General features: G+C 55.5%; 25 protein-coding genes and 2 pseudogenes. 5 read left to right on the forward strand and 22 right to left on the reverse strand.

Going from position 1 to position 25,898, the window contains the following annotated elements:
* Nucleotides 1-119 precede the first annotated feature (119 nt).
* Nucleotides 120-362 (forward strand): annotated as a pseudogene (locus tag SIL79_RS14350) (IS5/IS1182 family transposase); the annotation flags it as partial.
* Nucleotides 363-422: 60 nt separating this feature from the next.
* On the opposite strand, the gene SIL79_RS14355 reads toward SIL79_RS14350, so the two are convergent.
* The 11 genes from SIL79_RS14355 to SIL79_RS14405 all read right to left on the reverse strand — a co-directional run bounded on the left by SIL79_RS14355 (nucleotide 423) and on the right by SIL79_RS14405 (nucleotide 13,990).
* On the reverse strand, nucleotides 423-824 hold the full coding sequence (locus SIL79_RS14355) for a hypothetical protein (RefSeq protein ID WP_234500824.1): 402 nt from the start codon (nucleotides 822-824) through the stop codon (nucleotides 423-425).
* A 532-nt stretch (nucleotides 825-1,356) separates the two neighbouring features.
* Nucleotides 1,357-2,211, reverse strand: coding sequence for a siderophore-iron reductase FhuF (fhuF, locus tag SIL79_RS14360; protein ID WP_162206258.1), 855 nt, complete (start codon nucleotides 2,209-2,211; stop codon nucleotides 1,357-1,359).
* On the reverse strand, nucleotides 2,202-3,077 hold the full coding sequence (locus SIL79_RS14365) for an ABC transporter ATP-binding protein (RefSeq protein WP_162206257.1): 876 nt from the start codon (nucleotides 3,075-3,077) through the stop codon (nucleotides 2,202-2,204). Before SIL79_RS14365 ends, fhuF begins: the two co-directional genes overlap by 10 nt.
* The gene (locus SIL79_RS14370) at nucleotides 3,074-4,135 is read right to left on the reverse strand and encodes a FecCD family ABC transporter permease (RefSeq protein WP_071475922.1); all 1,062 of its coding nucleotides are present in this window, start codon (nucleotides 4,133-4,135) and stop codon (nucleotides 3,074-3,076) included. The genes SIL79_RS14365 and SIL79_RS14370 overlap by 4 nt, the downstream gene beginning before the upstream one ends.
* A complete protein-coding gene (locus SIL79_RS14375) occupies nucleotides 4,132-5,181 on the reverse strand; it encodes a FecCD family ABC transporter permease (RefSeq protein ID WP_162206256.1) in 1,050 nt (349 codons plus the stop codon). Before SIL79_RS14375 ends, SIL79_RS14370 begins: the two co-directional genes overlap by 4 nt.
* Complete coding sequence (locus SIL79_RS14380) at nucleotides 5,178-6,302, reverse strand: iron-siderophore ABC transporter substrate-binding protein (RefSeq protein ID WP_319619403.1); 1,125 nt, start codon at nucleotides 6,300-6,302, stop codon at nucleotides 5,178-5,180. Before SIL79_RS14380 ends, SIL79_RS14375 begins: the two co-directional genes overlap by 4 nt.
* 65 nt (nucleotides 6,303-6,367) lie before the next feature.
* Nucleotides 6,368-8,536 (reverse strand): TonB-dependent siderophore receptor, encoded by a 2,169-nt coding sequence (locus SIL79_RS14385; RefSeq protein ID WP_319619404.1) that lies wholly within the window; start codon nucleotides 8,534-8,536, stop codon nucleotides 6,368-6,370.
* Nucleotides 8,537-8,558: 22 nt separating this feature from the next.
* The gene (locus SIL79_RS14390; RefSeq protein WP_319619405.1) at nucleotides 8,559-10,451 is read right to left on the reverse strand and encodes an IucA/IucC family protein; all 1,893 of its coding nucleotides are present in this window, start codon (nucleotides 10,449-10,451) and stop codon (nucleotides 8,559-8,561) included.
* Nucleotides 10,448-11,065 carry a GNAT family N-acetyltransferase gene (locus SIL79_RS14395; RefSeq protein ID WP_144360773.1) on the reverse strand — a complete coding sequence of 206 codons (618 nt, stop codon included), beginning with the start codon at nucleotides 11,063-11,065 and terminating at the stop codon, nucleotides 10,448-10,450. The genes SIL79_RS14390 and SIL79_RS14395 overlap by 4 nt, the downstream gene beginning before the upstream one ends.
* On the reverse strand, nucleotides 11,065-12,411 hold the full coding sequence (locus SIL79_RS14400) for a lysine N(6)-hydroxylase/L-ornithine N(5)-oxygenase family protein (protein WP_319619406.1): 1,347 nt from the start codon (nucleotides 12,409-12,411) through the stop codon (nucleotides 11,065-11,067). Before SIL79_RS14400 ends, SIL79_RS14395 begins: the two co-directional genes overlap by 1 nt.
* A gap of 10 nt (nucleotides 12,412-12,421) precedes the next feature.
* Nucleotides 12,422-13,990 carry a pyridoxal phosphate-dependent decarboxylase family protein gene (locus SIL79_RS14405; protein WP_319619407.1) on the reverse strand — a complete coding sequence of 523 codons (1,569 nt, stop codon included), beginning with the start codon at nucleotides 13,988-13,990 and terminating at the stop codon, nucleotides 12,422-12,424.
* A 596-nt stretch (nucleotides 13,991-14,586) separates the two neighbouring features.
* On the opposite strand from SIL79_RS14405, the gene SIL79_RS14410 reads away from it, so the two are divergent.
* Genes SIL79_RS14410 through SIL79_RS14425 form a run of 4 tightly spaced genes read left to right on the forward strand, consistent with a single transcriptional unit; the run spans nucleotide 14,587 to nucleotide 18,449 of the window.
* On the forward strand, nucleotides 14,587-15,396 hold the full coding sequence (locus SIL79_RS14410) for a TetR/AcrR family transcriptional regulator (RefSeq protein ID WP_319619408.1): 810 nt from the start codon (nucleotides 14,587-14,589) through the stop codon (nucleotides 15,394-15,396).
* On the forward strand, nucleotides 15,393-16,337 hold the full coding sequence (locus tag SIL79_RS14415; protein WP_071475915.1) for an HlyD family secretion protein: 945 nt from the start codon (nucleotides 15,393-15,395) through the stop codon (nucleotides 16,335-16,337). Before SIL79_RS14410 ends, SIL79_RS14415 begins: the two co-directional genes overlap by 4 nt.
* Complete coding sequence (locus SIL79_RS14420) at nucleotides 16,334-17,329, forward strand: ABC transporter ATP-binding protein (protein ID WP_234500756.1); 996 nt, start codon at nucleotides 16,334-16,336, stop codon at nucleotides 17,327-17,329. The genes SIL79_RS14415 and SIL79_RS14420 overlap by 4 nt, the downstream gene beginning before the upstream one ends.
* Nucleotides 17,319-18,449: an ABC transporter permease gene (locus SIL79_RS14425; protein WP_039032838.1), complete on the forward strand. Its 1,131-nt coding sequence runs from the start codon at nucleotides 17,319-17,321 to the stop codon at nucleotides 18,447-18,449. The genes SIL79_RS14420 and SIL79_RS14425 overlap by 11 nt, the downstream gene beginning before the upstream one ends.
* 10 nt (nucleotides 18,450-18,459) lie before the next feature.
* Here SIL79_RS14425 and SIL79_RS14430 read toward each other — a convergent pair.
* The 11 genes and pseudogenes from SIL79_RS14430 to SIL79_RS14480 all read right to left on the reverse strand — a co-directional run.
* Nucleotides 18,460-18,867: pseudogene (locus SIL79_RS14430) on the reverse strand (M24 family metallopeptidase); the annotation flags it as partial.
* Nucleotides 18,868-19,117: 250 nt separating this feature from the next.
* Entirely contained in the window at nucleotides 19,118-19,969 is an 852-nt protein-coding gene (locus SIL79_RS14435) for a sulfurtransferase (protein WP_319619409.1), read from the reverse strand.
* A gap of 149 nt (nucleotides 19,970-20,118) precedes the next feature.
* Complete coding sequence (locus SIL79_RS14440) at nucleotides 20,119-20,577, reverse strand: hypothetical protein (RefSeq protein WP_039032841.1); 459 nt, start codon at nucleotides 20,575-20,577, stop codon at nucleotides 20,119-20,121.
* A gap of 3 nt (nucleotides 20,578-20,580) precedes the next feature.
* Nucleotides 20,581-21,372, reverse strand: a complete 792-nt coding sequence (locus SIL79_RS14445) for a hypothetical protein (RefSeq protein ID WP_039032842.1) — start codon at nucleotides 21,370-21,372, stop codon at nucleotides 20,581-20,583.
* A gap of 127 nt (nucleotides 21,373-21,499) precedes the next feature.
* On the reverse strand, nucleotides 21,500-21,718 hold the full coding sequence (locus SIL79_RS14450) for a DUF6500 family protein (protein WP_039032896.1): 219 nt from the start codon (nucleotides 21,716-21,718) through the stop codon (nucleotides 21,500-21,502).
* Nucleotides 21,719-21,750: 32 nt separating this feature from the next.
* On the reverse strand, nucleotides 21,751-22,113 hold the full coding sequence (locus tag SIL79_RS14455) for an MmcQ/YjbR family DNA-binding protein (RefSeq protein ID WP_039032897.1): 363 nt from the start codon (nucleotides 22,111-22,113) through the stop codon (nucleotides 21,751-21,753).
* Nucleotides 22,114-22,204: 91 nt separating this feature from the next.
* Nucleotides 22,205-22,621 (reverse strand): GNAT family N-acetyltransferase, encoded by a 417-nt coding sequence (locus SIL79_RS14460; protein ID WP_162206247.1) that lies wholly within the window; start codon nucleotides 22,619-22,621, stop codon nucleotides 22,205-22,207.
* 58 nt (nucleotides 22,622-22,679) lie between these two features.
* Complete coding sequence (locus SIL79_RS14465; protein WP_319619410.1) at nucleotides 22,680-23,219, reverse strand: hypothetical protein; 540 nt, start codon at nucleotides 23,217-23,219, stop codon at nucleotides 22,680-22,682.
* Nucleotides 23,220-23,539: 320 nt separating this feature from the next.
* Complete coding sequence (locus tag SIL79_RS14470) at nucleotides 23,540-24,049, reverse strand: M48 metallopeptidase family protein (protein ID WP_162206245.1); 510 nt, start codon at nucleotides 24,047-24,049, stop codon at nucleotides 23,540-23,542.
* A 4-nt stretch (nucleotides 24,050-24,053) separates the two neighbouring features.
* Nucleotides 24,054-24,491, reverse strand: a complete 438-nt coding sequence (locus tag SIL79_RS14475; protein WP_039032846.1) for a DUF3010 family protein — start codon at nucleotides 24,489-24,491, stop codon at nucleotides 24,054-24,056.
* Nucleotides 24,492-24,538: 47 nt separating this feature from the next.
* Entirely contained in the window at nucleotides 24,539-25,894 is a 1,356-nt protein-coding gene (locus SIL79_RS14480; protein ID WP_039032847.1) for a DEAD/DEAH box helicase, read from the reverse strand.
* Between the last annotated feature and the right edge of the window lie 4 nt (nucleotides 25,895-25,898).

Raw genomic sequence — 25,898 nt, forward strand, 5'->3', positions numbered from 1 at the left:
TCAGGCCGCAAACCTCCAACCAAACGCCCCGGTAAGGCTGTAAATCACCGGGGCGTTTTTTTATATTTTTCGCAGTCTGGAGTGAGCTAAAAATGAGATCGGCACAGAGTAGACAAGGGGAACCAAGACATCCTCGAAATAAGACTGTGGATGCACTCAAGGCAGAAGAGTTGAAGCAATGGAAGTTGATGAATAACTGCCATCTGCGCTCCTTGTCCGAGAGCGCCATGTATCGCGATAAACAACTTATCAGTGCCAAATTAAGCCTGCGTGATTATAACGGACAGGTGGGTGAAGCATTGGCTGGCGTTAAGGCATTAAACAAAGTCATAAGACTTGGTAGGCCTGTTCGCCCGACAATCTTTTTCAGGAAGGGGAAAACAAGTAAGAAACTGGGCCTAGAACGGCCCAGAACTTGTTACTTAACGTTGGGTTTCATGTTTACCATTGCCATTACCAATATAGCGTTGCGAAAACAAAGTAGTCTGCCATCCACTACTGGTATAGAGCTGTTCCCAGGTATATACCCACCCTCCACGAGTTTGCACTATTGTCCTTTTATCTCCTTCAATAGGAGTGTTTGGAACCGGAACTGAGAGGGTATCCACTTCTTTTGGCGATGATGTGCAAACCTTCCCTGAATAAGTAACCTGGACCTCAATACTTGGGTCAAAGTTTGGGTCGTCTATGCCATCCTGCACGGAGTAACCACTGGCTACAAACTCTGTATCGTTGGTAAGGCAAAGTCTATTGTCGCTCGCTAACGTGGTTTGAGAGAACACAACAGCCGAAATCAATGCCATTGCCACACTTATATTTTTCATATCAACTCCTTATGATTAACTAAAGTGCAACATCATGCTATCCGCTGTATGCTTTTTGTCCATATCACTAAAGTATTATCTCAGTAACACTTTGTATCATCCTACTGATATTTAAGCCCTTTAGCGGATAGCTTTAGTGGCCAAATTAAGGTGATATTCTGATCGGAATAGGTACAAAAAAGAGTGCAACCTCAGAAAATCAAGGCGCGTAATGCTATGAATTAAAATGGTTTTTTTGTTTGAGCGGGCTGGTTTAAATGGCTTTGGTCGTCAAATCCTGAGTCCTGTGGGATCTGAACGGGTAAATCCCTAGGCGCCGCCGCTTCCGTGCCCGACCCAGTAAATGGGGGAGGACTGGTTTGCTTGTCCTCCCGAAACATAACAGCAGCCAAAAGTAGAATTTTCTCGTGTATTAGCCGCTTGAGTCTCGGCATGAAAAAATCGCAATGTTTCTAACGATATTTCTAACGATGTTTCTAACATAGGATTCGCTATTTCCCAGTAGTGGCGCCTTGTATCCTAGTCTGTCAATCTATGCCGAGCATACACAAGACTTGCTGGTATCTTTCCCGCAACTGCCACCCTTGCGGCGCCTGTTCTTATCCAGCGGGCAATCGGCGCACATTGGGGTGCAGGGAAGCTTGTGCCGCAGGCAACAGGCGATACGCGGGCTTTGCTGCTGCTTGAGCCTTAGCTTTCGCCAAAACGGATGGACAATCGGCGTAACATGGGTACGTGGCTGTAGCTCAGCTTGCTCGAACATCTCTCTTATCAATTGCTTCCGCCAACTGACGGGTAGTGACAACTCACCCAGATACCAATGCACAATATAGGCTTGATGGCTGAAGTGCAGCTTTGATGGCACTGGCCCCAGCGCTGCCAGACGCTCGACAATCGGAATAAGCAACCGCTCTAGTAAGCTTTCCCAACTGGCAAGTTGCCCGGCGGGAGCCGGATGGCTGACATCCGCATCAAGCAGCAGATAAAAAGTTTCTGCCCGGCCGTTATCAAAAGGTTCAAGGTACCAGTTGTCACTGCAAGCTGCTGATGTTATGGCGCGGTTAAGTGCGCTGCCGGGCTGACTGGCAAATAACCACAGCAGTAGGGGTGGCAGTTGCAGGCCGAAAAACCACTGACTCCACATGGAGTGCAGTGCCCGGGCGTCGATCTCGGGCTTTGTGGCACAAGTCGTGGACACCTTGGCTTGATAACTCAGGGCAAATTGCTGCAGCAGCGCCGGGTAATATGCCTGGCTCAAGACCGAGTTCAAGCTGATGGCTTCTTGGGGTAACTGCTCCAGACTCTCTATGGCCTTGAAATGCTCGCCATAGAAGGCGGCTTTTTGCGCCAGTAGTTGGTTGAGCTCGCTGGCAATACTCATTCCCATGACGGCAGTCCTCCGGTGGCAGTGTTGGTCGAATCCTCGCCGTCATGGTGTCCGGCAGATCTGGGGTGTGCTCTGGGCCTGGGGATAATCATCGGGCAGTTGGCCTCGGGATCTGTGATTATGCTGGCATTGATATCGAACACCTGTTCCAGCAGGGCCTCGGTCAACAGTGACTCGGGCGCGCCGCAGGCAATCAGCTTGCCATCACGCATCAACAGCAAGTGATCGCCGTAGCGCAGAGCCTGATTGATGTCGTGCAGCACCAATACCAAGGTGCGCCCCTGATCCACCAACGCTCGGCAAAAGTCGAGTACTGCCAGCTGGGCGCGGATATCGAGAAACGAGGTGGGTTCATCGAGCAGCAGCAAGTCGGTTTGCTGCGCCAGCACCATCGCCAGCCAGACTCGCTGTTGCTGGCCGCCCGAGAGCTCGGCCACCGCCCTTTGTGCCAGTGTCGTTAACCCTGTGGCAGCCAGGGCTTGGGCAACCGCCAGCTCATCTTGCTCTGACCATTGGTGCCACAGGCTCTGATGAGGGTAGCGGCCGCGACTGACCAGCTCCTGCACATCTATTCCTTCCGGCAATTCCGGCTTTTGCACCAGCAATGCCAGCTCCCTGGCTCTGGCCTTGTTGCTCATCTGCGCCAAGGGGGTGTGACCCAAGATGACCTGGCCGCGTGTGGGCGGCAGTACCTGGCTCAAACACTTGAGCAGGGTCGACTTGCCACAACCATTGGGGCCAAGGATCACCGTCAGCTTACCCTTGGGGATGGCCAGGTTCATGGCGCTTATGATGGGCCGCTGGCCGTACTCGAGATAAAGCTCATGCCCACTGAGGGCAATGTCATAGTCAGGGTATTGGGTCATGATTTTTCTCCTTTCAGTCCCTTGGCCAGTTGCGGTTGTCCCCAGATTTCGCGGCTCAACAACAGCGCCAGATAGACGCCGCCGATGAGGGCGGTCAATACGCCCACCGGCAGCCTTTGGTTGCCCGGCAGCAATAAGGTGAGGGTGTCGGCCCCTAGCAGCAACAGCGCGCCTATCAGCGCCGAGCGCAGCAGTGCCAGTTGACGATTGCCAAAGCGGGCCAGATGTGGCGCCACCAAGGCGACGAAGGCTACAGGGCCGGCGCAGAGTACGGCGCCCAGCGCCAGCAAGGTGGCAAACAGCAGCGCCAGTGTTTGGCTTTGGCGCACCGGGTTGCCAAGCGCCTGAGCCAGTTCCTGGCCCAAGCTCAGCAGTGACAGACGGCGGGAGAGCAGCAACAGAGCGGGCAGCGCCAGCAGTAACACTGAGGTTATCAGCAGCACATCACCCCAGGTGCGGTGTGCCAGACTGCCGGACAGATACCCCAGCATCTGCTGCGCCTGCTCTCTTTGCACCAGTGTCAGTACAAACTGCACCAGGGCGATGGCAAAGGCGTTGATAGCGATGCCCATCAGCACCAGATTGCGGGAAAACTGCCATTGGCGTCCGAGTCCTGCGAAAAACAGCAGGAGCACAACCCCAGTGCCCAAGAGGGCGCCGGGCAGCAATGGCAGTTCCGGCAGCCATAATAACCAGAGGACGGCGCCGGCACTGGCGCCGGCATTGACCCCGAGAATATCCGGGCTCCCCAGCGGGTTACGGCTCAGACTTTGAAACACGGCGCCGGAGAGTCCCAGCGCCATGCCGGCGCCGAGGGCGCACAGGGCCCTTGGCAGGCGTGATTGCCACAAAAGCCAGTTTTCATAGTCGGAAGCTTCGGCAAACAGGGCCTTGGCAAGGCTCACCGGCGCCAGGCCCTGATGTCCCAGCATCAGGCTAAGTAGCAGTGCACCGACAAGCAAAAGTACAGCCAGCAAGGCAGCCCTTATGGCGCCGGTGGAGGGGGCTCTTAAGGTTATCGGGCCCCATTGCCAGATGGGAAAACGGGTGTGTTTCATGACGCCTCCTTGAGGTTTTGGCCTCGGGCCATCAGGTACAGAAACGGCGCTCCCAGTAGGGCGACCATGATGCCGGTCAGCAGTTCGGCCGGCGGCATCAATACCCGCGCCAACAGATCTGCCAGTAACACCATGGCGCCGCCTATTAAAGCGGCTCCCGGTAATAGCAGGCGGAAATTGAGTGTCAGATAACGCCTGGCCAGATGGGTACTGGCCAAGCCGACAAAGGCCAGCGGGCCGACAATGGCGGTGGCTGCGGCGCACAGCAAGGTGGCACCCAGCCAGGCGAGCAGCCCCTGCCAGCCCTGTGAGGCACCGAGCGCCTTGGCGGTATGATTATCCAGCAGCATCAGATTCAGCGCCGGTGCCAGCAGCCACAAGAGTGCCGCGGCGGGCAGCAGATAGGGCCAGAGCGCATGAAACTCCGGCCAGCCCAGTCCGGATAGGGAGCCCGCCATCCAATACCTGAAACCATCAAATAGCTGCGGGTTCAGCAGCACTCTGGCCTGGACATAGGCCCCGAGCACGGCGCTGATGGCGGCGCCAGCCAGGATCAGCCTGACCGCAGCGGATTGCCCCTGGGATTGCTGCGCCCTGGACATCAGATACACCAAGGCGCTGGCCAGCAGTGCCCCGGGCAAGGCCTGCCAGAAGAGACTCAAACCCGCTGTTGCGCTCCACAGCCCCAGAGTGACCAGAGAGGCGCTGGCGCCGGCATTGACGCCGAGCAGGCCGGGATCCGCCAAGGGGTTGCGGCATAGCGCCTGGATAACGCAACCGGCCATTGCCAATGCCATGCCGGCCAACATGCCGCACAGCAATCTTGGCAGCCTTGCCTGTAACACCAGCGACAGATGATCGTCTGCGGCCGGTTGCCAGAGCTTGCCCAGCATAGTCAGCGGTAGCGTGCGGGCGCCAAACAGCAGGTTGGCCAATACCAGCAGCGCCAGCATCGTCAGCAGCCCAAGCAGGGCTAAGGTGTTACGTCCAAGACGGCTCGGGGACTGGGTAGCTCCATGTTGCAGAAAAGTTTTTGGGTGTGTCATCCCGGCCTCCCGTTTTTATTCGATGGCGCGCCTGTATCTGCACCTGAATGGGCGCCTGTATCTGCACCAGCCTGTGTGTCTGACGGTCTGTTTGGGCGAGGGTTTTCTTGTTGCTTTGCCAGGGTTTGTTGCAGTTGCGGCACCAGCTTGGGAATAGCCCATTTAACGCTTAGCAGCGAGCCGTAGGAGCTGGCCATCACCAACGCCGGGTCGGTTATTGCCAGATACCGACCGCGGCGCATGGCGGGCAGACGACGGATAACCGCCATGGCTTCCACCTCGGCTCTGGCCTTGTCCGAGCTGTACCAGCTGAGCAGCAGCTCGGCATCGTCCAGCATATCGGCGTGCTCCAGTCCTATGTGGGCGGCGAAGTGGCCTCGGCTGGCATTGAGCCCGGACAGTTGTGGCGGCAATACAAACCCCAGCGCCAACAGCAGATCCACTCTGGGATCGCCTGTGACATAAACCGAGAGATTGCCAACTCGACTGGCGGCATTGATATAGGCCAGGCGCACGCCATTGAACTCAGGATTTTCGGCGGCGACTCGGGCGATATAGGCCTGTTGCTGTTTCAAAAGCGCTTCGGCCTGCGCTTCTTTGCCGAGCGCCTTGGCTATCAGTTCCACCTGCTGCTTAACCGGTGTCAGCCAGGGTTTGTCCGGATAGGCGATGACGGGGGCCAGAGCGCTCAGCTGCAAAAAGCTTTCGCGGGTGATACCGGACTGGGGCGCCAGAATAAGATCCGGTTTCAACGCCAATAATCGCTCCACATCCAGTTCGGGGTAACTGCTGATGATGGCGGGCAGCGGCAGCTCTTGCGCTTCCAATGCCTGGCGAAACCAGGGCAGATAACCCTCTGCATCGCCGCCCCAGTAATGGGGTTCAATGGCGATGGGGACAACCCCTAAGGATAGGGTCCAGTCTTCGGCCCCGGCTCCCAGGGTCACTACGCGCTTGGGCGGCGACTCGATACAGCTGGTCCCGTGGGCCGTGGTAATGCAAACAGGATAACCGTTTTGCGGCGGTGTTTGGGCTTTGGTTTGCTGAGGGTCATAACAGCCCGTCAGCCCCAGGCTCAGAAACACGACAAGCGCCAACAGGCGCCTTGCTTCACACAACATATTTGTTATTCGCCCCGCAGTGCGGGGCGCTCCTTATGATGGATAGTTTCACGGCATAACGCGGCTCAGAAACGGTAGTCCAGGGTGACGCTGAAATTACGCGGCGCGCCATACTGGAATTGGTTATAGAAGCCGAGCTGGCTGTAATAGCTTTTGTCGAGGGCGTTATCCAGATTGGCTCTCAGGCTCAACTGTTCATTGAACTTGTATCTCGCCATCAACTTCACCAGGGCGTAGCTGCCTTGCTCCACTTCAACCTTTTTTCCGTCCGGTTTTGAGACTTGGCTATAGATGCGGCTCTGCCAGTTGACCCCGGCGCCCAGCTGCAATCCGTGAAGCCAGCCATCGAACTCATAAGTGGTAAAGAGCTTGAGTTGCCGCTCCGGGTTGGTGGTGTTGATCTTTTGGCCTTCGGGATTTTCGGTATCAAACTGGGTGTAGCCCAGGTAAAGATCCCAGTTGTCATTGATGGAGCCGTTGACCTCAAACTCGAAACCCCGGGTCTTGGTGCCGTCGACACTGAGATAAATAGGATTAGTGCTGTTGGGCAGGTTTTCGCCGGTTCGCTCACCAACATTGTCCTGACGGATCTCAAAGGCGGCCAGTGACAAGTCCAGCGCCTCATCGAACAGGCTGGCCTTGATCCCGGCCTCATAGTTGCTGCCCTTGATGGGGTCCAGGTAACGGCCATCAGCCTGAACCTTATTTTGCGGAGTAAAAATGTCCGTGTAGTTGGCATACAGGGCATATTCGTCGCTCAGGGCATAGGTCAGTCCCAGGTAGCCGGTGAACTCACCATCGACCTTATAGTCGTGTTTGGCACCAAAGTTATCCTGATCAGTCTCCCAGTTATCCAGGCGGCCACCGAGCACCATGGACAGGGCATCGGTCAGCTCAAGTTGGGAAGCGACATAGACAGATTGTTGCTTGGTTTCACCCCAGGAGCCGTAGAGCACCTTATCGCTCCATTGCGGCTTTGGGTAATCAAAGCCGGGTTGGCGGAAGTCTCCCAGAGGTGGCCTGGCGCCGAGTGCGCCATAGTAGGGGTTGGCAAAATCCTGTTTTTGTTGATTGGCGCCGGCCACCAGTTGATGGTTGCGGCCAAAGGCGTTGAAGTTGCCGGACAGCTTGAGATCAAAGGTGTGCTGAGTGCGACTGCCGTCGATAAAGGCCAAAGAGCCGGGGACCATGCCTTCATTGGTGACGGGATCCGGATTTTTCATGGGCCAGAGCACATCAAACTCCAGGCTGTTGTCGCCATAGATATAGCTGCCTTTAAGGGTCCAGTCTGAACTGAAATGATGCTCCAGAGTCACAAAGCTGTTGAGCGCATCTGTCTTGGCGGAGGCCCAACTGGGGGCGGTGGATACATGGCGGTCGTAATTGGTGCGGTTGCCATCACTGTCAAACAGCGGCAAGCCGCCGGACATGGTGCCTTCCGGCCTGGTATGCTGGAAATCACTGCCCAGGGTCAGCAGAGTATTGGCTCCTAAATCAGCCTCCAGGATGCCATACAGGGTTTGCCGCTGCTGCTCATATCTGTGTTGCCAGTTCTCCCTGTCCTGATAGGCCAGCACCACCCGGCCACGGATGCTGGCATCCTGATTGAGGCCGCCGGAGAGATCGACCACACCGCGCAGCATATCCCAGGAGCCGCTGCTCAGGCTGACGCTGCCTTGAAACTCGGCAGTGGGCCGTTTTCGCACCAAATTGATGGCGGCGGAAGGGCTACCGGCACCCAGCATTAAGCCGGTGGCACCGCGTACCACTTCGATGCGCTCGTAAAGGGCGCTGTCCATCAGGTTATCGCCATAGTTGAAACGGGTGTCATAGGTGGTTGCCACGCCATCATAGAGAATGCTGCTGACCGAGATCCCGCGGGCGCTGATGGAGTATCTGTCGTTGTCCGAAGGGCGGGCGTTGATCCCGGCGACACTGGTCATAACATCTATGACTGAGTTGAGCTGCTGATCTTCAATGGCCTTGGCGGTGACGGCTGTGACAGACTGCGGCGTTTCGAGAAACGACAGCTTCATGCCGGTGGCCGTGCTCATGTCGCTCGCCTTGTAGCTTGCGGTTTTGTCTTTGGCACCGACGATTGTCAGTACCTCCATCTCTTTCTCATGGGCCTCACTCTTGTCGGCGGCGAACGCCGGGGCGCTCAATAGCACAGAGCAGAGAAGGGCTATGGGAGTCGGTTTGAAGCCATTAAGGGTTTGCATATTAATATCCATTTCCTGTTACTTCCTGGAAGGGTTATAAGGCCGGGTCTGCAAGACGCTCGGTCTGGGTTGATGTAATTCCAAAGCTGTGGCTGGCGGCAAAGGGGTGCAGCGGATTGTCGATATCGCCGGCAAAGCGCAGGTTCTTCTCCCTGTCTTCGAGATCTATCATCTGCTGGTTGTTATTGAGTTGGATCCGGTTCAGGCAGGTACGGACAAAGGTCGGCTGGAACAGATCGTAGCGGCGATACTTATCGGCAAACTGGGGGTGGGAGGCCTGATAATCACGTACCTTTCCAGCCACCAGAGCCCAGAATCCCTGTTCTCTCAGGCTGGTGTGGCTATCGAGCAGCGGCGCCATAAAGCGGAAGATACAGTCGAAAATATCCAGCAGTATGTAGTTGAGTTTCATCTCCTCTTCGAGGGAGACCGCCAGTTGCGCCACCCGTCCCGGCAGCGGCGCATTGCCGTTGAGAATTGCGACTTCTTCGCCTATGTCCTTCATCAATATGGTGACAGGCACCTTGTCATCCAGCACCAGAATAAGGTTCTCGCCATGGGGCATAAACACCAGATCGTAGGCAAAGAAGGCGTGCAGCAAGGGGGTAAGGTAAAGATCCAGCAGTCGGCTCATCCAGTCGTGGGCACTCAGGGGGGAAGCCTCGATAAGCGCCGCCAGCAGACTCTGCTGCTGATTGTCCTGGTGCAGCAGGGCCGCCAGGGTCATCAGTTGCTGGCCGGGTTTTACCAAAGGCTCGCCCTGGAAGCTCAGAGCATAAGGGCTTTCACGCCACAGTGCCGAGAGCATCTTCTTGTAGGGGGTGTCTTTCTCCAGCGCCTGCTCATAATACCTGTGGTGATAGCCTATGGCAGCGATTTCCCTGAGCAGCACAAATCTTTGCTTGGCAAAGAAAGGGTCGCTGTCGATAAGCTCGGCGACAAAGGCGTTGATCTCCGGGGTGCGGCTCATGTAGTAGGGCGATAAACCCCGCATAAAGCCCATATTGAGAATCGACAGCGCCGTCTTCACGTAACAGCGCTTGGGTTGGCTGAGGTTGAAGAAGGTGCGGATGGATTGCTGCACCTGATATTTATCATGGCCTTGTTCCAGGTAAATGAGGCGATCGCGGGCCAGATCGGCGGCAAATATGCGGCTGATCTTTTCGCGCCACTGCCATGGATGAACGGGCATCAGAAAATAATCGTCCGGGTTTTTGCCCTGTTGCCGTATTTTCTGCTCAAATCTGAGCAGCAAGGCATCGCCCAACTCCTCTTGCAGCAGTTGGCGATAGTCGAGCCCAGCTATCAACGCCAGGCTGGTATGTTCACTGCTGACCGCCAGCCACTCGAGTTGCAGCGGTTGGCCGCTCTCCGGCGTAAAGACACGCCAGTCATCGACATCAAAACCTATGCGGCCATTGTTGGCGACAAACACAGGGTGGCCTTCGGTCATGGCCGCTTCTATCTGTTGATAGTCGCAATCCACCAGCTCCTGCACCGGCTTTGCCTGCCACAGGAGTTTGAAGGCCTTGCTGTAGAGGGTGCTGGTGATCTCTTCAAGATAGGTGGGCAGCAGTGTATCGCTTATGCCGAGCCTCTCCTTGAGGGCGATGATAAGCAGCATGGCGTCCGGCTGTTGCAGCTCGCCATCTTTGAAACACTCGATGGAGTCCGGCGCTATCTGCAGTTGATCCAGCTGATAACGGCGGCCGCTGAAGCGGTAGCAGAGCTGACCATCCCGGCTATCCAGCTTGAGCTGCCAACAGGCCTCTTGCTCTGCTTCTGCTGGCAACAACAGCTCTGGTGCTATTAGCTTTTCATGACTGAATTCACTGAGAATTTTCGCCAGCAGATGGCGGCTTGCCTGGTTCCAGATGGCAGGCGTCAGATGGCTGAGACGGGGCTGTTCGATAATGGATGCTGTCATTGTGTGGCTCCTGTTGCCAGTGCGGCACTGAACCCAGGCAGGGTGCAAAAACCCAGCATGGCTTGTTTGTTTTCCAGTTGAATGGCGTGGCTGTAGCAGATGCCTACCGCACGGTTCAGCGGGTGTATCTTGTGGTTGTTGATATCCGGCTCTACCACCAGGCGGGCAAAGCCCAGATGCTGCAGTATCAGAGACGCCACAGCTGTGATGGCCTGGCGGCTGAAACCGCGCTGCGGCTTAGTGGGAGGAGCCAGCAGCAAATGCATGCCGCAATCGCCGTGTTGGCAGTCAAAGTGTTGGCCCACTTCATCAAAGCGGGGATCGTACAGCTCGGTATAGAGCACAGGCTCAGCGCCGCGATAGGCCATCAGGCCAAACTTATCTGCAGCGGGGGCGAGCTCAACGCGGCGCTCGGTGGGCGTCAAGGATTGCATGCCCCAGAAGGCGGCATAGTCGCGGCCGAGCCAGTCGCTCAGGGTGTCAAAGTGCTCGCTTTCCTGATAGGCGCAAAAATCAAAGTCGTTGATCTTGAGGCGCTTGCCCGGCGCAAAGCCGTATCTGGCGCTGAAGCCGGCTGTGTCGGCAGCCGGATTGATTGCTGTTTGAGAGGTCATCAGCTGGCCTCCCGCTGCAATGCGTGATTGCTGCTGTGCCGGTGTTTGGGTGCACTGGCGTCTTGCTTGGGAATACCAAAGCTCTGGAAGGCAATTTGCTGCTCTATCTCGTACGGTGCTTGGCCCAGGATCTGCCGCAATATGGTGGCGTTGCGATAGCAGCCCATTCCCAGATCCGGCGAACACAGCCCGTGGGTGTGCAGCCCCAGGTTCTGAACAAAAATTCGCCCGGCCTTGTCTATGTGATAATGACGCTGGACATCGGGATCGCCCTTTTGATCGAACAGCAGCTGCGAGTGGAGCGGCTCGAGAAAGTCCGGCAGTCGGTAGCAGTAGCCGGTGGCCAGCACCAGTGCCGAACTGGTCAGTTCGAACTCCTGTTCAAGCTCCGTATGTTTGCAACCCAGCAGCAGTTGCTGTCCGTCGCTGTGAACGCTTTGCAGTGCCGTGTTGGTCAGCAGCTGTACATCAAAGTCACAGTGCAGGCGTTTTTGGTAAAGCAGATCATAGATGCTGTTGATCAGATCGGCGTTGATCCCCTTATAGAGGCTCTTCTGTGAGCCGATAAGCTCTCGGCGCTGCACCTCGGGCAGGGCGTGGAAATAGTCGATATATTCCGGCGAGGTCATCTCCAGTGTCAGCTTGGTGTACTCAAGCGGGAAGAATCTTGGTGAGCGGGTGAGCCAGCGCAGGCGATAACCGTATTTGTCGATATCCAGCAGCAGATCTTCGAAGATCTCTGCCGCGCTCTGGCCGCTACCGACTATGGTGATGTCATTTTGGCTCTGCAGCGCCTGTTTACGGTGCAGATAGTTGGCCGAGTGCAGTACCCGCTTGTCGGCGCCGGGGCAGAAGTGGGGCATCCAGGGTTGGGTACCGGTTCCCAGCACCAGGTGGCGGGCGCGCAGGCTCAGCTCTTGGCCACTGACTCTGTCCTGCCCCTTGACCAGATAGGTGTCGGTTTCGGCATCGAAACTGACCCGGGTGACCTTGAAATTGAATTTAAGGTTACTCAGCTCGGCGCAGACCCATTGGCAGTAGCGATTATATTCCTGCCGCGGCAGGAAGAAGCTTTCGCGAATATAAAAGCTGTAGAGTCGGCCTGTCTGTTTGGCGAAGTTCAAATAGCTGTAGCGGCTGGTGGGATCGGCCATGGTCACCAGGTCCGACATAACAGGGGTCTGCAATCTGGAGGATTCCAGCAACATGCCGGGATGCCAGTCGAAACCGGCGCCGGCATCGACAAACAGACACTCAAGACCGTCAAGCGGCTCGGTCAGGGCCGCTAGGCTCAGGTTAAAGGGGCCGATGCCTATACCCAGGATATCGTAAATTTTGGTTTGCATCAGTTCCTCCTCAGGCGCTGCAAAGCGCGCTGGTCTTGTAGTGACGGGCCTGCTCGCGACCGATTTTGCAGATGTCGGTCAATACGGCTTCGATATCCTCGAGTCGGGTGTGAGGGTTGAGCAGGGTAAACTTGAGATATTGGCTGCCGGCCACCTTGGTCGCTGCAATCATGGCGCGGCCTTCGCGGGCCAGACGAGCGCGGATATGGCGATTACATTCATCCAGTTCGGCGCTGCCCAGTGCCGGGTCGTTGAAGCGAAACACCAGGGTGGTCAGCGACGGGCGCTGCGCCGTCTGCAATTCGGGGAAACGGCTAAAGCTTTTATAAAGCTCGGCTGTGGTGGCAATCAGGGTATCGAACATCTCGCCTATGGCATCCGGCCCGGCGGCTCTCAGGCTCAGCCATAGCTTGAGGGCATCAAACCTGCGGGTGGTCTGCAGGCTCTTGTTGACCAGATCCGGTACTCCGGCCTGGGCCTGGGATTCAGGGTTGAGGTAATCGGCATGGTAGGTGAGGTAACCGAGCACGCCTTTGTCCTTGACCAACAGCGCCGAGCAGCACACGGGCTGGAAGAAGGACTTATGGAAATCCAGGCTGACAGAGTCGGCCAACTCTATGCCTTCGAGGCGTTGGCGTTGGGTAGGTGACAGCAACAAGGCGCCGCCGTAGGCTGCATCCACATGCAAATAACAGCTGAACTCGCGGCAAAGGGCAGCGATGGGCGCTATGGGATCTATGGCGCCAAAGTCAGTGGTCCCTGCGGTAGCGACCACGGCGATGGGGATCAGTCCTGCCGCTTTGAGCTGCCTGAGTTTGCCCGCCAGCGCCTTGGGATCCATGCGCCGATTGGCATCACAACCGACACTCACTACCGCCTCGTGTCCCAACCCTAAAAGTGCGGCCGCTTTTTGGATGCTGAAATGGCTGAATTCAGAGCACAGAATGCGGTAGCGGTGAGCATTGGTAGCCAGACCGGCCAGAACATTGCCTCTGTGACCCGGCTCAAGGCTGCCGGCTAACTCCCTGGCAAGCAGCAGCGCCATCAGGTTGGACTGGGTGCCGCCGGTAGTGAAGACACCGTCAGCAAATCCCTGATATCCCACGCGCTCGCAGGCCCAGTCGATAACCTTCTGTTCAATCAGAGTCCCGCCGGCGCTCTGATCCCAGGTTTCCACCGCAGTATTGATGGCTGAACTCAACAGCTCGGCCAACAAGGATGTGAGCATCACAGGGCAGTTGAGGTGGGCCAGATAATCCGGGTGTTGGAAATAGATGGCGTGGCTGAGATAGAGCTTGTCCAGTTCGGCCAGAACTTGCTTCATGTCCCTGAGGGGACGGTTGAGATTGATATCGGAAAATGCGCTTTGCAGCTCTTCGGGGCGAATGCCACTGCTGGGGCCATCCAGCCGTTCAAGGCGGTGTTTCAGGGTATCCATGCCCAGTTGCATCAAGCGGGAGTAGTGGTGTTCGGGTGCGATACCAAAGAGTTCAGTGTGGGGAGCGAACGGCAGATGGCCGGCGGCATCATAGCTCGGGTCATTGCTCGCCTGTTCAGGCTCCATGCTGGGGTGGGTCACTTTTGCCTCCTTTGCGACTGACATGAGGTCAGTCATCAATGACAAGTCACCCAGGGATAAGGAACTACTTCGGCCTTTCCCTGGGCCATTCCTTTTTTGCTGTCATCCTTTTCTTAACGACAGCGGCGACAAATTAGCACGCACTCAAATACAAATGCAAATGATTCTCACTTGATTTGTGTAAAGATGTAACCGCCTTGATTGGACCCCTGTATCAATCACAACAAATTGCTCAGATAAAGACTGAATAGAGAGTGGCGGAACTGACTGTGGTGGGATTGCCGGCGATTGAGTCAAGAGTGACGGAGTTGGCGCAATCGGCGGCGAGGCAAAGGGTGGAGTCCAAGGAAGGTGCGCACAAGTCCTATGTGTGCTCTATGTCGGCTTACAGACCGGAATGCAAGGCGTGGTTCGCAGCAAATGGCCTTAGTCCTTTGCAAGAATTCCCTAATACAGCGGAGCAAGCTTGCGCAAATATCCTTTGAACCGGGCCGACTAAATTCCCCAACATAGGCACGAATGGAGAATTAACTCACTGCCATATAAGCACTAAACTGAGTATATTCATCACAAGAAGAATTTTTGAGGAGCAGGGGATGAAAGCCACAGCCGGTCGTCCTAAAGGCCAGTCAGGGGCCAGGGATGCTTTGATAGAAGCCGCGCGCAGTTGCTTTACCCTGAAGGGGTATGAGCGGGTTTCCACTCGAGAGCTGGCACGCAAGGCGGGAGTGGATGCGGCGATGATCCGTTATTACTTCGGCTCCAAGGCAGGCCTGTTTGAGGCCATGGTCAGAGACACTATCGCCCCTGTACTGGAAGCCTTCAAACACTACAATGCCGCGCAAAGTCATCAATCTGCCAGTGAGGGCTCTGCAAACAGCCCTGAGCTTGGCAATAACAGCCCTGAGCTTGGTAACAATAGCCCTGAGCCGAGCAACAAAGGTTCTGAGCGGAGCAAGATGAGTCTTGATCCGAGCAAGAAAAGGCCTGAGCCAGGTTTTGGCGGGCCATTTGAGTTGATGCAGGTCTATTACCGCGCCATGGCTGCCAACCCGGCCTTGCCCGGGCTTATCATCCAGGTATTGAATCACAGAGAAGGCTGTGAAGCCTTTGATGCCCTTGCCAGCGTGTTCAGTGACATGCTCAGCCGCTCGAGGCTGTGGATCCGCCAGCTTGGGCAAGATCAAGGCCTAAATCCCAACCTGGACCCTAGCTTGGCACGGCTGAGTTTTGTCAGCCTGATGGTGTTTCCGCTGATCGCCCCGGCCCATCTGATGCGGGATTTCGGCGTCGAATTGAATGAAACCTGGCTCAAACAGCTGGCAGAGCACAATGCCAAAGTCCTGCATCAAGGCTTATTGCGCCAGGATATTGCCGCCAACCCGGGCAGTGAGGAACCCCAATGAACAAGATATCCCTGATACTGACAGCGACACTATTGCTGTTGCAAGCTTGTGGCGACAGCGGCGAAAGCCGCGCCATGGGCACACTGGAGCGGGATCGTATCCAGCTTTCAGCCCCCGTTGCCGAGCAGATAGCCGATATCCATGTGGCCGAGGGTGACAAGGTCGAGGCGGGGCAGTTGTTGCTGCAATTGGACAGCCGCAGCGCGGCAGCCAGAGTGGCACAGCGCCGCGCCGAATTGGCTGAGGCCGGCGCCAGGCTTGATGAGCTGCAACAAGGTGCCAGGGTAGAAGAGCGGCGGGCGGCCAGAGCCGCCATAGAGGCGGCAACGGCAGCCGCGACCGAAGCCAGACTCAGATATCAGCGCACCCGCGAGCTGTTTATCGCCAAAGTGGTGGGGCAGGCGGAGCTGGATGCGGCCATCGCCGAGCGGGATCACACCAAAGCCTTGGTCGAGCAGGCCAATGAACACTGGCTGCAACTGGAAAACGGTACCCGCAGCGAACAACTGGCCCAGGCCGAAGCCAGAGTGGCAGCCGTAGCGGCGGCGCTCAAGGCCGAGGAGAAAGCCTTGGACGACCTCAGTCTCAGGGCGCCGCTGGCATCAGAGGTGGACATATTGCCCTGGAAGAGGGGCGATCGAGTGGCTCAGGGCACTCAACTTGTCGCGCTTTTGGCACTGGATAAACCCTATGCCAGAGTCTATCTGCCGCAAACGGCCATCAGTAAGCTTTCCCGCGGCGACAAGCTGGAGGTCTGGGTCGATGGGGTGGCGCAGCCGCTCAAAGGCACAGTCAGAAATATCCGTTCCCAACCAGCCTTTACCCCGTTTTATGCCCTCAATGAGCGCGATCGTGCCAGATTGATGTATCTGACAGATATCGATGTCGAGGGCGCCGAGTTTCTGCCCTCAGGGCTGGCGCTGGAGGTACGACTGCCATGACTCAGTCAGCTGATGCCGGTGCTTCTTCGGCCACTCAAGCCACCTTGTCCATTGATTCTTCCAAGGCCATTGAAGCTCCCCTAGCCATTGAAGCTCATGGGCTGACCCGGCGCTTTGGTGAGTTGACCGCGGTGGATAATCTCAGTCTTGCCATCCCCCGTGGCAGTATTTACGGCTTTCTCGGCCCCAACGGTTGCGGCAAGTCCACTGCGATCCGGCTGCTTACCGGCCTGTTGTTGCCGGATGCCGGTGAGGTGACCGTATTGGGAGAGCCGCTTGCCGGTAACGAAGAGGCGCTCAAGCAACGTATAGGTTATATGACCCAGAAGTTCTCTCTCTACGATAATCTGTCTGTGCTGGAGAACCTTAGATTTGTCGCCAGTATTTATGGCCTGTTCGGCCGCCGCGGCAAGGCGCGCATTGAAGAGCTGCTGCATCTGTATAGCCTGGAGGGCAGGGAGTCTCAGTTGGCCGGCTCCATGAGTGGTGGTCAGAAGCAGCGTCTGGCTCTGGCCTGCGCCACGCTGCACTCCCCCGAGCTGTTGTTTCTCGATGAACCCACCTCGGCGGTCGATCCGGAAAACCGCCGCGAGTTTTGGGAGCGGCTGTTCGATCTCTGCGCCGCCGGGACCACTATTTTGGTGTCAACCCACTACATGGACGAGGCGGAGCGCTGCCATGCATTGGCAATCCTTGAGCGTGGCGCCAAGCGGGCCGATGGCTCCCCGGCCGAATTGATGCAGCAGATGGACGCCAGCGTGGTGGAAGTGAGCGGTGAGCAGCTAAGGGCGCTCAAACAACAGTTGGTGGCCTTGCCTGAGGTTGTTTCTGCCGCTCAGGTAGGCACCCGGCTCAGGGTGTTGGTGCGGCGTGATGCCACAGATCCCATCGCCTTTCTCAGCCCCTATTGCGATGGGCGCAAGCTCGCCATGGCGCGCCCCAGTCTCGAAGATGTGTTTGTATCCTGCACCGGAGGTCGACATGTGGGCTAGGATATTGGCGATCATGCTCAAGGAGCTCAGGCAGCTGTCGCGGGATAGGATGACCTTCGGCATGATAGTGATGATCCCTCTGGTGCAGCTGCTGCTGTTCGGCTACGCCATCAATACCGATGCCAGGCATCTGCCCGCCGGCTTGGTGGATATGTCCGCCAGCAGCTACAGCCGGGCCTTGGTGCAGGCGGTAAAGGCCACCCAGGTGGTGGACTTCAAGGCAAAATACGCCTCTATCGAACAGGCCGAGGCGGCCATCACCTCGGGGGAAGTGCGCGCCGTGCTCTATTTGCCGGCGGATCTCAATGCCCGTCTGGTGAATCATCCAGCCTTCGACCGTCGTCAAAGCGACAGCCAGCTTACCCGGCCCGTGGCCCAGTGGCTGGTGGATGGCTCGGATACGGTTATCGCCGCCGCGATCCGTAGCCTGAGAAGCATGCCGCTCGATGAAGTGGCCGATTTCAGCAGCCAAAACCGGGTGCCAAGCTTTGAGGTGGTGCAGTATTTCAACCCGGAGCAGCGCACTGTGGTTAACATAGTGCCCGGCTTGCTGGCGGTGATTTTGACCATGACAATGATCATGTTCACCTCTGCCGCCATTGTCAGGGAAAGAGAGCAGGGCAATATGGAGTTTCTGATCACCACCCCGGTCAAACCCATGGAGCTGATGGTGGGGAAAATCATCCCCTATGTGCTGGTGGGGCTTATTCAGGTGAGTATTATCCTCAGCGTGGGCCACTTCCTGTTCGGTGTGCCGGTGCGCGGCGGTCTGGACAGCTTGTTGCTGGCCTCTTTGCTGTTTATCTTTGCCAGTCTGAGCTTGGGCCTGGTGATCAGCACCATTGCCAAGACCCAATTGCAGGCGATGCAGCTGACGGTATTTATCCTGCTGCCCTCTATTTTGTTGTCAGGCTTTATGTTTCCTTACGAAGCTATGCCAATTGCGGCGCAGTGGATTGCCGAAGCGCTGCCGGCGACGCACTTTATGCGTATGGTGCGCGCCATAGTCCTGCGTGAGGCCGATATCCTGATGTTGGCTAAAGATGCCTTTTGGCTGGGGGCGTTCACCCTGGGAGGCGTGTTGCTCGCTTCATTGAGGTTCCGTAAGCGTTTGGGATGAGCGCTGTGGTTCAGCGCTCTTCATCTCGGAGGGGCAGCACTTCATAGCCGGTATCTGTCACCAGTATGCTGTGCTCCCACTGGGCCGAGAGTTTTTTATCCCGGGTCACTACTGTCCAGCCATCTTTCTTGGTCTTTATTTTGGCGCCGCCCTGGTTGATCATCGGCTCTATGGTAAACCACATACCGGCTCGCAGTTCCAGGCGTTTGGCCAAAGACGATGCCTGTGGCATCAGGTACATCTTGCTGGAGTCGGCAATAAAACCATCTTTTTCGAGGGTAATATCCAGATTGACAATATCGCTGGCCTTCAGCAACTGCTGCTCCGACTGAACCCCGTGACACACGACTTCATTGACCGAGCTGTTGAGCACATAGGCATAGCCGTATTGGCCCTTGCTGGCCGGGCGCGCCTTAAGGAAAGGGCTTAAGGCTTTCTTTAGACAAGCATAAGCAGCCTTGGCTCTCTTTGGGAGGGGGAAGCTGATGGGCGGGACAATGTTAACAAGCCTGCTTGGGGAAGCAGGCTTGAGATTGAGGGGGAAGGTGAAGCTAGAGAAGTGTTTGCTGCTCGCCTTCAGTTGGGCTGAAAGCGAGAGATGGTTTTTAACAGCCCTGATTTTTAACCGCCCTGATATTTAACCGCTTTGGTTTATAACGGCTTGGGTCTTAACTTGTTGCCAGCGGCAGATGGGCCTTGCTGCCCCAGTCGGCCCAGGAGCCATCGTAGAGTATCAGGGCATCGAGGCGTACCTGATAGGCCGCCAGGATCAAAATACAGGCGGTGATCCCTGAGCCGCAACTGAAGATCAAAGGCTTGCCGCTGCGTCTGGCGTCCATGGCACCCAGATGCAGAAAAATCTGCTCCAGTGCCGGCTGAGGTTTCAGGCTGTCGCCCTCCAGCACTTCGGCAAACGGCAGATTCACGGCGCCGGGAATATGGCCGCTGCGCACGCCTTCTCTGGGTTCGGGACTCTGGCCGAGAAAGCGTAAACTGGCCCTGGCATCCAGTATCATGGCCTGCTTGCCTGCCAAGGTATCCAATACCTGGGGGGCGTTACAGACCTTTTCCGCTTGATATTGCCCACAGGCGTTACCGCGCGGAAACCTGGTCGCCGGCTTGTCGGCACAGGGGCGCTGCTCTTTGAGCCATTTGGGCAGACCGCCGTCGAGAACAAACACCTGCTCAAACCCCATGACCTTGAAACACCACCAGCCGCGGGGTGATGAGTAGATACCCTGGTTGTCATAGATGACGACAGTGCTGTCCTGGTCGATGCCGAGCCGCTGCACCAGCTCGGTAAACTGGGCCTGACTCGGCAGGGCGTGTAACTCGCTGGACTGCAGATCTGTGCACTCCCGCTCCAGATCCAGCCGCCGGGCACCGGCAATAAAGCAGGGCTCATCGTAGACTATCGGCTCGCGGCCTATCACCTTGTCCATGCTGGCATCCAAAATGACCAACTTGGGATCAGAAAGATGAGCGGCCAACCACTCGCTGCTTACCAGTGCAGATTGCATCTCGACTCCTTAAAGCTCGGTAATGGCACCAAGCAATGAAACTTGGCCCAAATTACTGGAGCGCTACGGATTTCTCAAGCGGTTACTTTATCAATGGCTAGGTATCTGATGGTTTTATCGCCGTTATGCCGGCATAGACGGTTATGGATTCAGTCTCTGAACTCTTCGTCATAGGCCAGGCCGCTGACATCGGCCAGTTCTTTACCCAGCTCCTGCATGGCGGCCTTGCCCTTACGTCTCAGCAACGTCACTCTCTGACCATCCTTGAGCATCAAGATCAAGTCCCAGTATCTGGGCTCGCCGAAGTGAGGGCAGAGGCAAAATCCGCTGATTTCGGCCAGTGGCACCTTGAGTTGCCCTATGGGGTAGATACTGCGAATGCTGTGCTCCAGCACACAGGTATTTTTGTCTATCAAGATTTTATGGCGACAGAACAGCGCGTGCCAGCCGAGTGTTGCCCCCATGGCCCAACCGAGCAGCAATTCAGGGTTAAGCCCGAAATACACCTGTGCCAGAGTCAGCGCCGCCAGCGGCAGACCGATTAACCAGGTCCAGCGGCCAAACACCAACTCGGCCCTTTGTGAGGAATATTTGTTCCAGTGCGCCATGGCTCAGCTCCCTAAGCGTGTCATCAGCAGTCCGAGCAGGGCAAAAAGCGGCAGCGGCAGTGCCAGTTTCCACATCAGGTGTTGCTCCCAAATGGGCCGGTACTGACTGCTGGATTGGCCAGTTTGAGTCGCGGCTTTCAGAGGCTTGGTTTCGGTATGGGGGGATTTTGCGGTCTGGCTCTCGGCCTCCGGCGCCGAGTTGCTTGGAGCTGTGTCAAAGGGCACGGCTTTCAACTCGGGCCAGGCAGTGACTTTTTCATAGACTTCAAGTTCATAGACTTCAAGTTCATTGACTGCAAGCGGGCCGGCGCAGCCGCGCAAAAAGCCTATCAATGCCAGTGCTTCAGCCATATCTGTCAGGGTGTGGCGCTGTCCGAGCAGCACCAGCTGTACCCCATTTGGCGTTTGCGCCAGTGGGGTAATATGAATAGAGAGTTGACTGTAGGGCAGGGTTTTGCGGGGCTTGGCTTTTATACGCCACCAGCCGGTGTATTCTTGAATCTCAGCGCTTTTAGGGTCAAACAGCCAACGCCTTCTTACCCCCAAACAGCCAATTGCCAGGGTTAACAACAGCAAGGCCGAGACGGCATGAAATACCTGTGATTTACCTGTCAGCACCACAGCCATTAAACTTGAGGCCGACAGGGGAACCAGCATGATAAAGCCCCAGATTGTAGCCAGGGTTTGCTGTCTGCCAATAAAGTAGGCTCGCCCATCGGCATCCAGCTTTAAGTGCCAACGAGCGCCGCGGGGCAGAGCGCGATATTTTTTGTTTAACTCATCTTCCTTGGACATCAATCAGTTACCCTTTTGAGGTATCAAGCGACAGATGCAAAATAGGGAAGGGCTTACCCATGGCATCGAGTGCCGAGCGGGAGATCTGTTTAAAGCCTCTATGCCGGTAGGATCCTGTCACCATAGGTTATTGCCCGGCTTGCACCATTTGCAGAATTTTGCGGGCCTTCTCAAAGTGATCCAGTTTGTGGGTCTGGATCCACCAGCTAGCGGCCTCCATGAGCAACTCGGGATCATCATTCTTGTTGGCAAAGAAGGCATAGAAGGAGACGCCAACATTCTCGCCCTTCTGGGCGATTTTTTGCTGGCAGACATGGATAACTTTTTGTCGCAGGCTGGCACGCATCTTGATTGTTCCCTCAATCTGAAAAGTCATTTTTAGGTGTTTTGCTGTTGCAACTGGGCTTGTTGCGCCTGGGTCAGTTTACTGACAACCAGAGCGTAGGATGCCTCAATCAGGTCACGGAGCATATCCTCGCTGACCTCACCATTCAAGGTTAGCGTGAACCAATGCTGCTTATTCATGTAATAGCCGGGCACTATCGCCTCAAAGCTATCGATCAGTGCCTGTACGTCGGCAGGTTTGGCCTTGAGTGTCACCCTAGGGGGCGTTTCCTGCTCGGCCAGCAGGGCAAACATCTTACCCATGACTTTATAGACTCTGGCTTCAGGACCAAAAGGATAGTCGGCAGTGGCGTTGGGGCATTGCTGTAACAGTTTCTTGAGTTGTGTCAGTGTCATGGCGTTCTCAGTCATTTGGGGGGAGGAGCATGATAATACCGGCTTCAGTCGACGTTTTGTTGAAGGGGAAGGGCATGTCGCAGCCTGGCCTTCAGCCATTGAAGCGTTTACACATAAAATACCTGTCCGGGCTGCCGGGAATTCCACTGACCGAGCCGACAACTTCAAACCCTTGTTTGGCATAAAATGCCGGCGCCTGAAACGACAAAGTGTCGAGCTGCGCAGCCAGACACCCCCGTTTGATTGCCTCTTGCTCGCACAGAGCCATTAAGCGGCTGCCAAGACCTGAACCTCTATGCTCCTTCGCGACCCAAACCACCTCAATCAGCAACTGGCGATAGATGCTGCGGCCACTCACGCCACCAATGAGTTGCCCCTCGGAATCGCGGGCGATGGCGGCCAGGGGTTGACTGCTTTCGTTTATATAGCTGTGATTATAGGTTCTGAGTTTGTCGATAAGCTCATTTTGCAGGTCGTCATCAACTTGCTGTAAAAGGTCAATCTGCATACCGATTTCCTTGAGTTGTTATTGGTTGTTTTGGATTCAGTCTTAATTAAATCCGGGGTCAAGGCTGTTGCTCAAGGTTGAGTGTCGCGTTATCTATCAAAGTCAGATATCCCTGATCTTCGGTCAGTTTGATCAAAACCGACAAGGTAATTTCCTTCACTGGCTTGCTCATCTCATCAAGACCTGCATCAATAGAAAAGCTATATTGGGTAGGTGTCTCGGTATTTATCAATGTTTGTACTTGCTGGAAGCTGTTTATTGCCGTATCAGTGAGTGCCAATTGATAATGATTTTGTGCGGGACTGCTGCTGAAAAGGCCCTCATTTTGGGGGATAACTTGAATAGACTCCAATTTGAGTGGGAAACTATACCGGGATACTCCCTGGCTGGTATCCAGTTCCAGGGTCAGTTCAGTGGCATCAATCTTGAGTTTACCCGGTTCATCGATGAGGATCTGCGATCTGATAACTCGCGGGTTTAATTCGGCAAAATCCTGCTTATCGAAAGAACTCAGGCTGAGCATGGTGCCGAGTGGTATATTGGCACAAGCGTTAATAAAAAATATTACCCCAAGGACTGTTAAACTCCTTCTTATCATAATTATTATTCCCTTTAATACGATATTTATAATGATTTTTTGATGTTGGCACCGCGTCCATCTTTTATTAGTGCGTCGCTCAGTTAGCCATAAAAATGATAGCTTGCCAAGCTTCTTTATCAGCAGATAAGCCGGTTTTATAGACATCAAAATAAATAGTTAAATTCGAAGGAATTCGAAGCAGAGTAACCCTTGCTTCGTCAATCAGTGTGACTTTCCGCTATAGGTATTTGCTTTGTCATAGCGTCACTATCACTACCATAAACAAGGAACGACAGCTCTGGGAATTAACTGCTATTGTTTGAGGAGCAGGAGGGGATTCAAGCCGGATAAGGGTCTTGATTGGCGTCCAGAAGACTGAGGTAAAGTCTCAATTCAAATTCCAACTGATGATAGTCCGGCTCCATATAGGTGCACAGCTTGTAGAAGGCTTTGTTGTGCTCTTTTTCCTTCAGATGCGCCAGTTCATGTACCACCAATATCCGCAAGAAGGCTTCAGGTGCCCGTTTCAGCCGGGAGGAGATACGGATTTCATTCTTGGTCTTGAGTTTGTGCCCTTGCTTTCGGGCGGCGTAGGTATGCAGCCCCAGCGCCTGATGGCTGAGGCTGATTTTGTCGTCAAAACACACTTTGGCAAGCGGGTTTGATTGACGCAGATAAGTTTGCTTCAGCGCTTGGGTATAGTCCCAAAGCGCTTTATCACTGCGGATCTGGTGTAACTCAGGATGACGTTTTCGCAGGTATTCAGCCAGTTTGCCCACTTGGCTGAGCTGCTGAACCTGTTGCTTTATCTCGTCGCTGTAGTGGGCCAGATAATCAAAACCGCTCAAGGGCTCAGACCTTCTTGTAGATCCGCATCTGCTGGAAGGCATAAGCGGCTTCAAAGGCATTCTCCTGGAACTTTTTCAGTTCCAGGCCGCTGAAGTCCACTTGTGGTGGATTGCGTTTCAGCTGCTCTTTAATGCTTTGAGGTGTCAGCATTGTTACCGGTAACTTACCCAGTTGAATGGCCGCCTCGAACTTGAAGCTGACAGAGCTGCCGGCCAGCTTACCCTTGTATTCGCGCTCAATAATCACGACGTGTTCGACCTGATAGTCTTCCATCAGCTTATTGAAGGCGAATTGGAATTCTCTAATTGCTTCCTGGCTGGCAGGGTTGCTCAAGGTAAATGAGTGACGGCGGCAATCAGGAACGTTGAATACGTCCCCCTGGGCGCTCAGTAAACAGATGACGGCTTCGCCGCCTTTTAATTCAACCGCACAAACTTTCATGGTATTCCTTGTAGTTCATCATGCCGCACCGGCGGCTAATGTTAATCTTATGATTCGGAGTCGCTTTCATTGCCGTTATTTACTGGAGCGGGTTTACGCCTCATTGGGGCATCGCCCACATCCACCCCGGTAATAAAGCGCTTGTCTCTGCCTGACTTGGCCTTGCCCGGTTTAGCCGCTGTTTTGCTGCGGCCCTTGGGTTTGCTGGCTTTGGTATTCTTTGGTTTGCTGCTCTGGCGTTTGGGATCGGCCAGGCCACTGAATTTGGGTTCGAGCCCCTCCAGGGAACTGAACTCGAAGCGGCGACCGAGAAAGCTCTGCACCTTCTTGAAGTTGAACCAGTCCTTGGGGCCCACCAGAGACAGGGCGTCGCCCTTGGCGCCGGCGCGGCCGGTACGGCCGATACGGTGGACATATTCTTCGGCAAACTTGGGCATGTCGAAGTTGACCACCAAGGAGACGTTCACCAGATCCAGACCGCGGGAGGCCACGTCGGTTGTCACCAGAATTTGCTGCTGGCCGCGGCTGAACTGATCCATTATCTGGTTACGGGCACTTTGGCGCAGTTCACCACTGAGCGCCACCGCGCTGTAGCCTTGTTGCTTGAGCTTTTCGGCTAATCTGTCGGTATCCTGGCGGGTAGCGGTGAATATGATCACCTGACGCTGTTGTTCGCGCTTTAGCAGTTCAATCAGCAGCGTCTCTTTATGATCCAGATGGTCACAGAGGAAAATCCGCTGGTGTATGTCCTGATGCTCGGCATTGGCGGCGCCAATGGCCACATGTTGCGGGTCATTGAGCAAGGTGGCGGCGATATCATTGACCTCTTCATGTTCCAAAGTGGCCGAAAACATCAGGGTTTGCCGCCGTCTATGGTTGGCGGCGTCGTTGATTGCCTTGAGTTGTGGTGCAAAGCCGAGATCCAGCATGCGGTCGGCTTCGTCAAGAATAAGCAGTTCCAGCCCTTCCAGATACAGATGGCGTTGTGACAGGTGATCGGCAATCCGCCCCGGGGTGGCGACGATAAAATGCGGATCCCGCGCCAGCGCCTTGGCCTGATCGTTGAAATTTTCCCCGCCAAGCACACTGATGGCCCGGTACTGGGTATTGGCAACCAGTAGACGCAACTGAGCGTAGACCTGGTTGGCCAGCTCACGGGTCGGCAGGAGTATCAGTACCCTGGGATCGCGCTTGCTGAGCGCCTTGGTGGAGATCACCCTTTGCATCGCCGGCAGCAAAAAGGCCAAGGTTTTCCCCGAGCCCGTCTTGGATGAGGCCATCAGGTCTTTCCCGGCCAGCGCCACGGGAATCGCTTCACGCTGAATCTCTGTGGGCTCATCGATACCCATATGTTTAAGGGTTTGCAGCAGACGCTGATCCAGCGAAAAATCGGAAAAATGCAAAGGT

Origin of the sequence: Shewanella indica (genome assembly GCF_033842865.1) — a bacterium.
GTDB lineage: Bacteria > Pseudomonadota > Gammaproteobacteria > Enterobacterales > Shewanellaceae > Shewanella > Shewanella indica.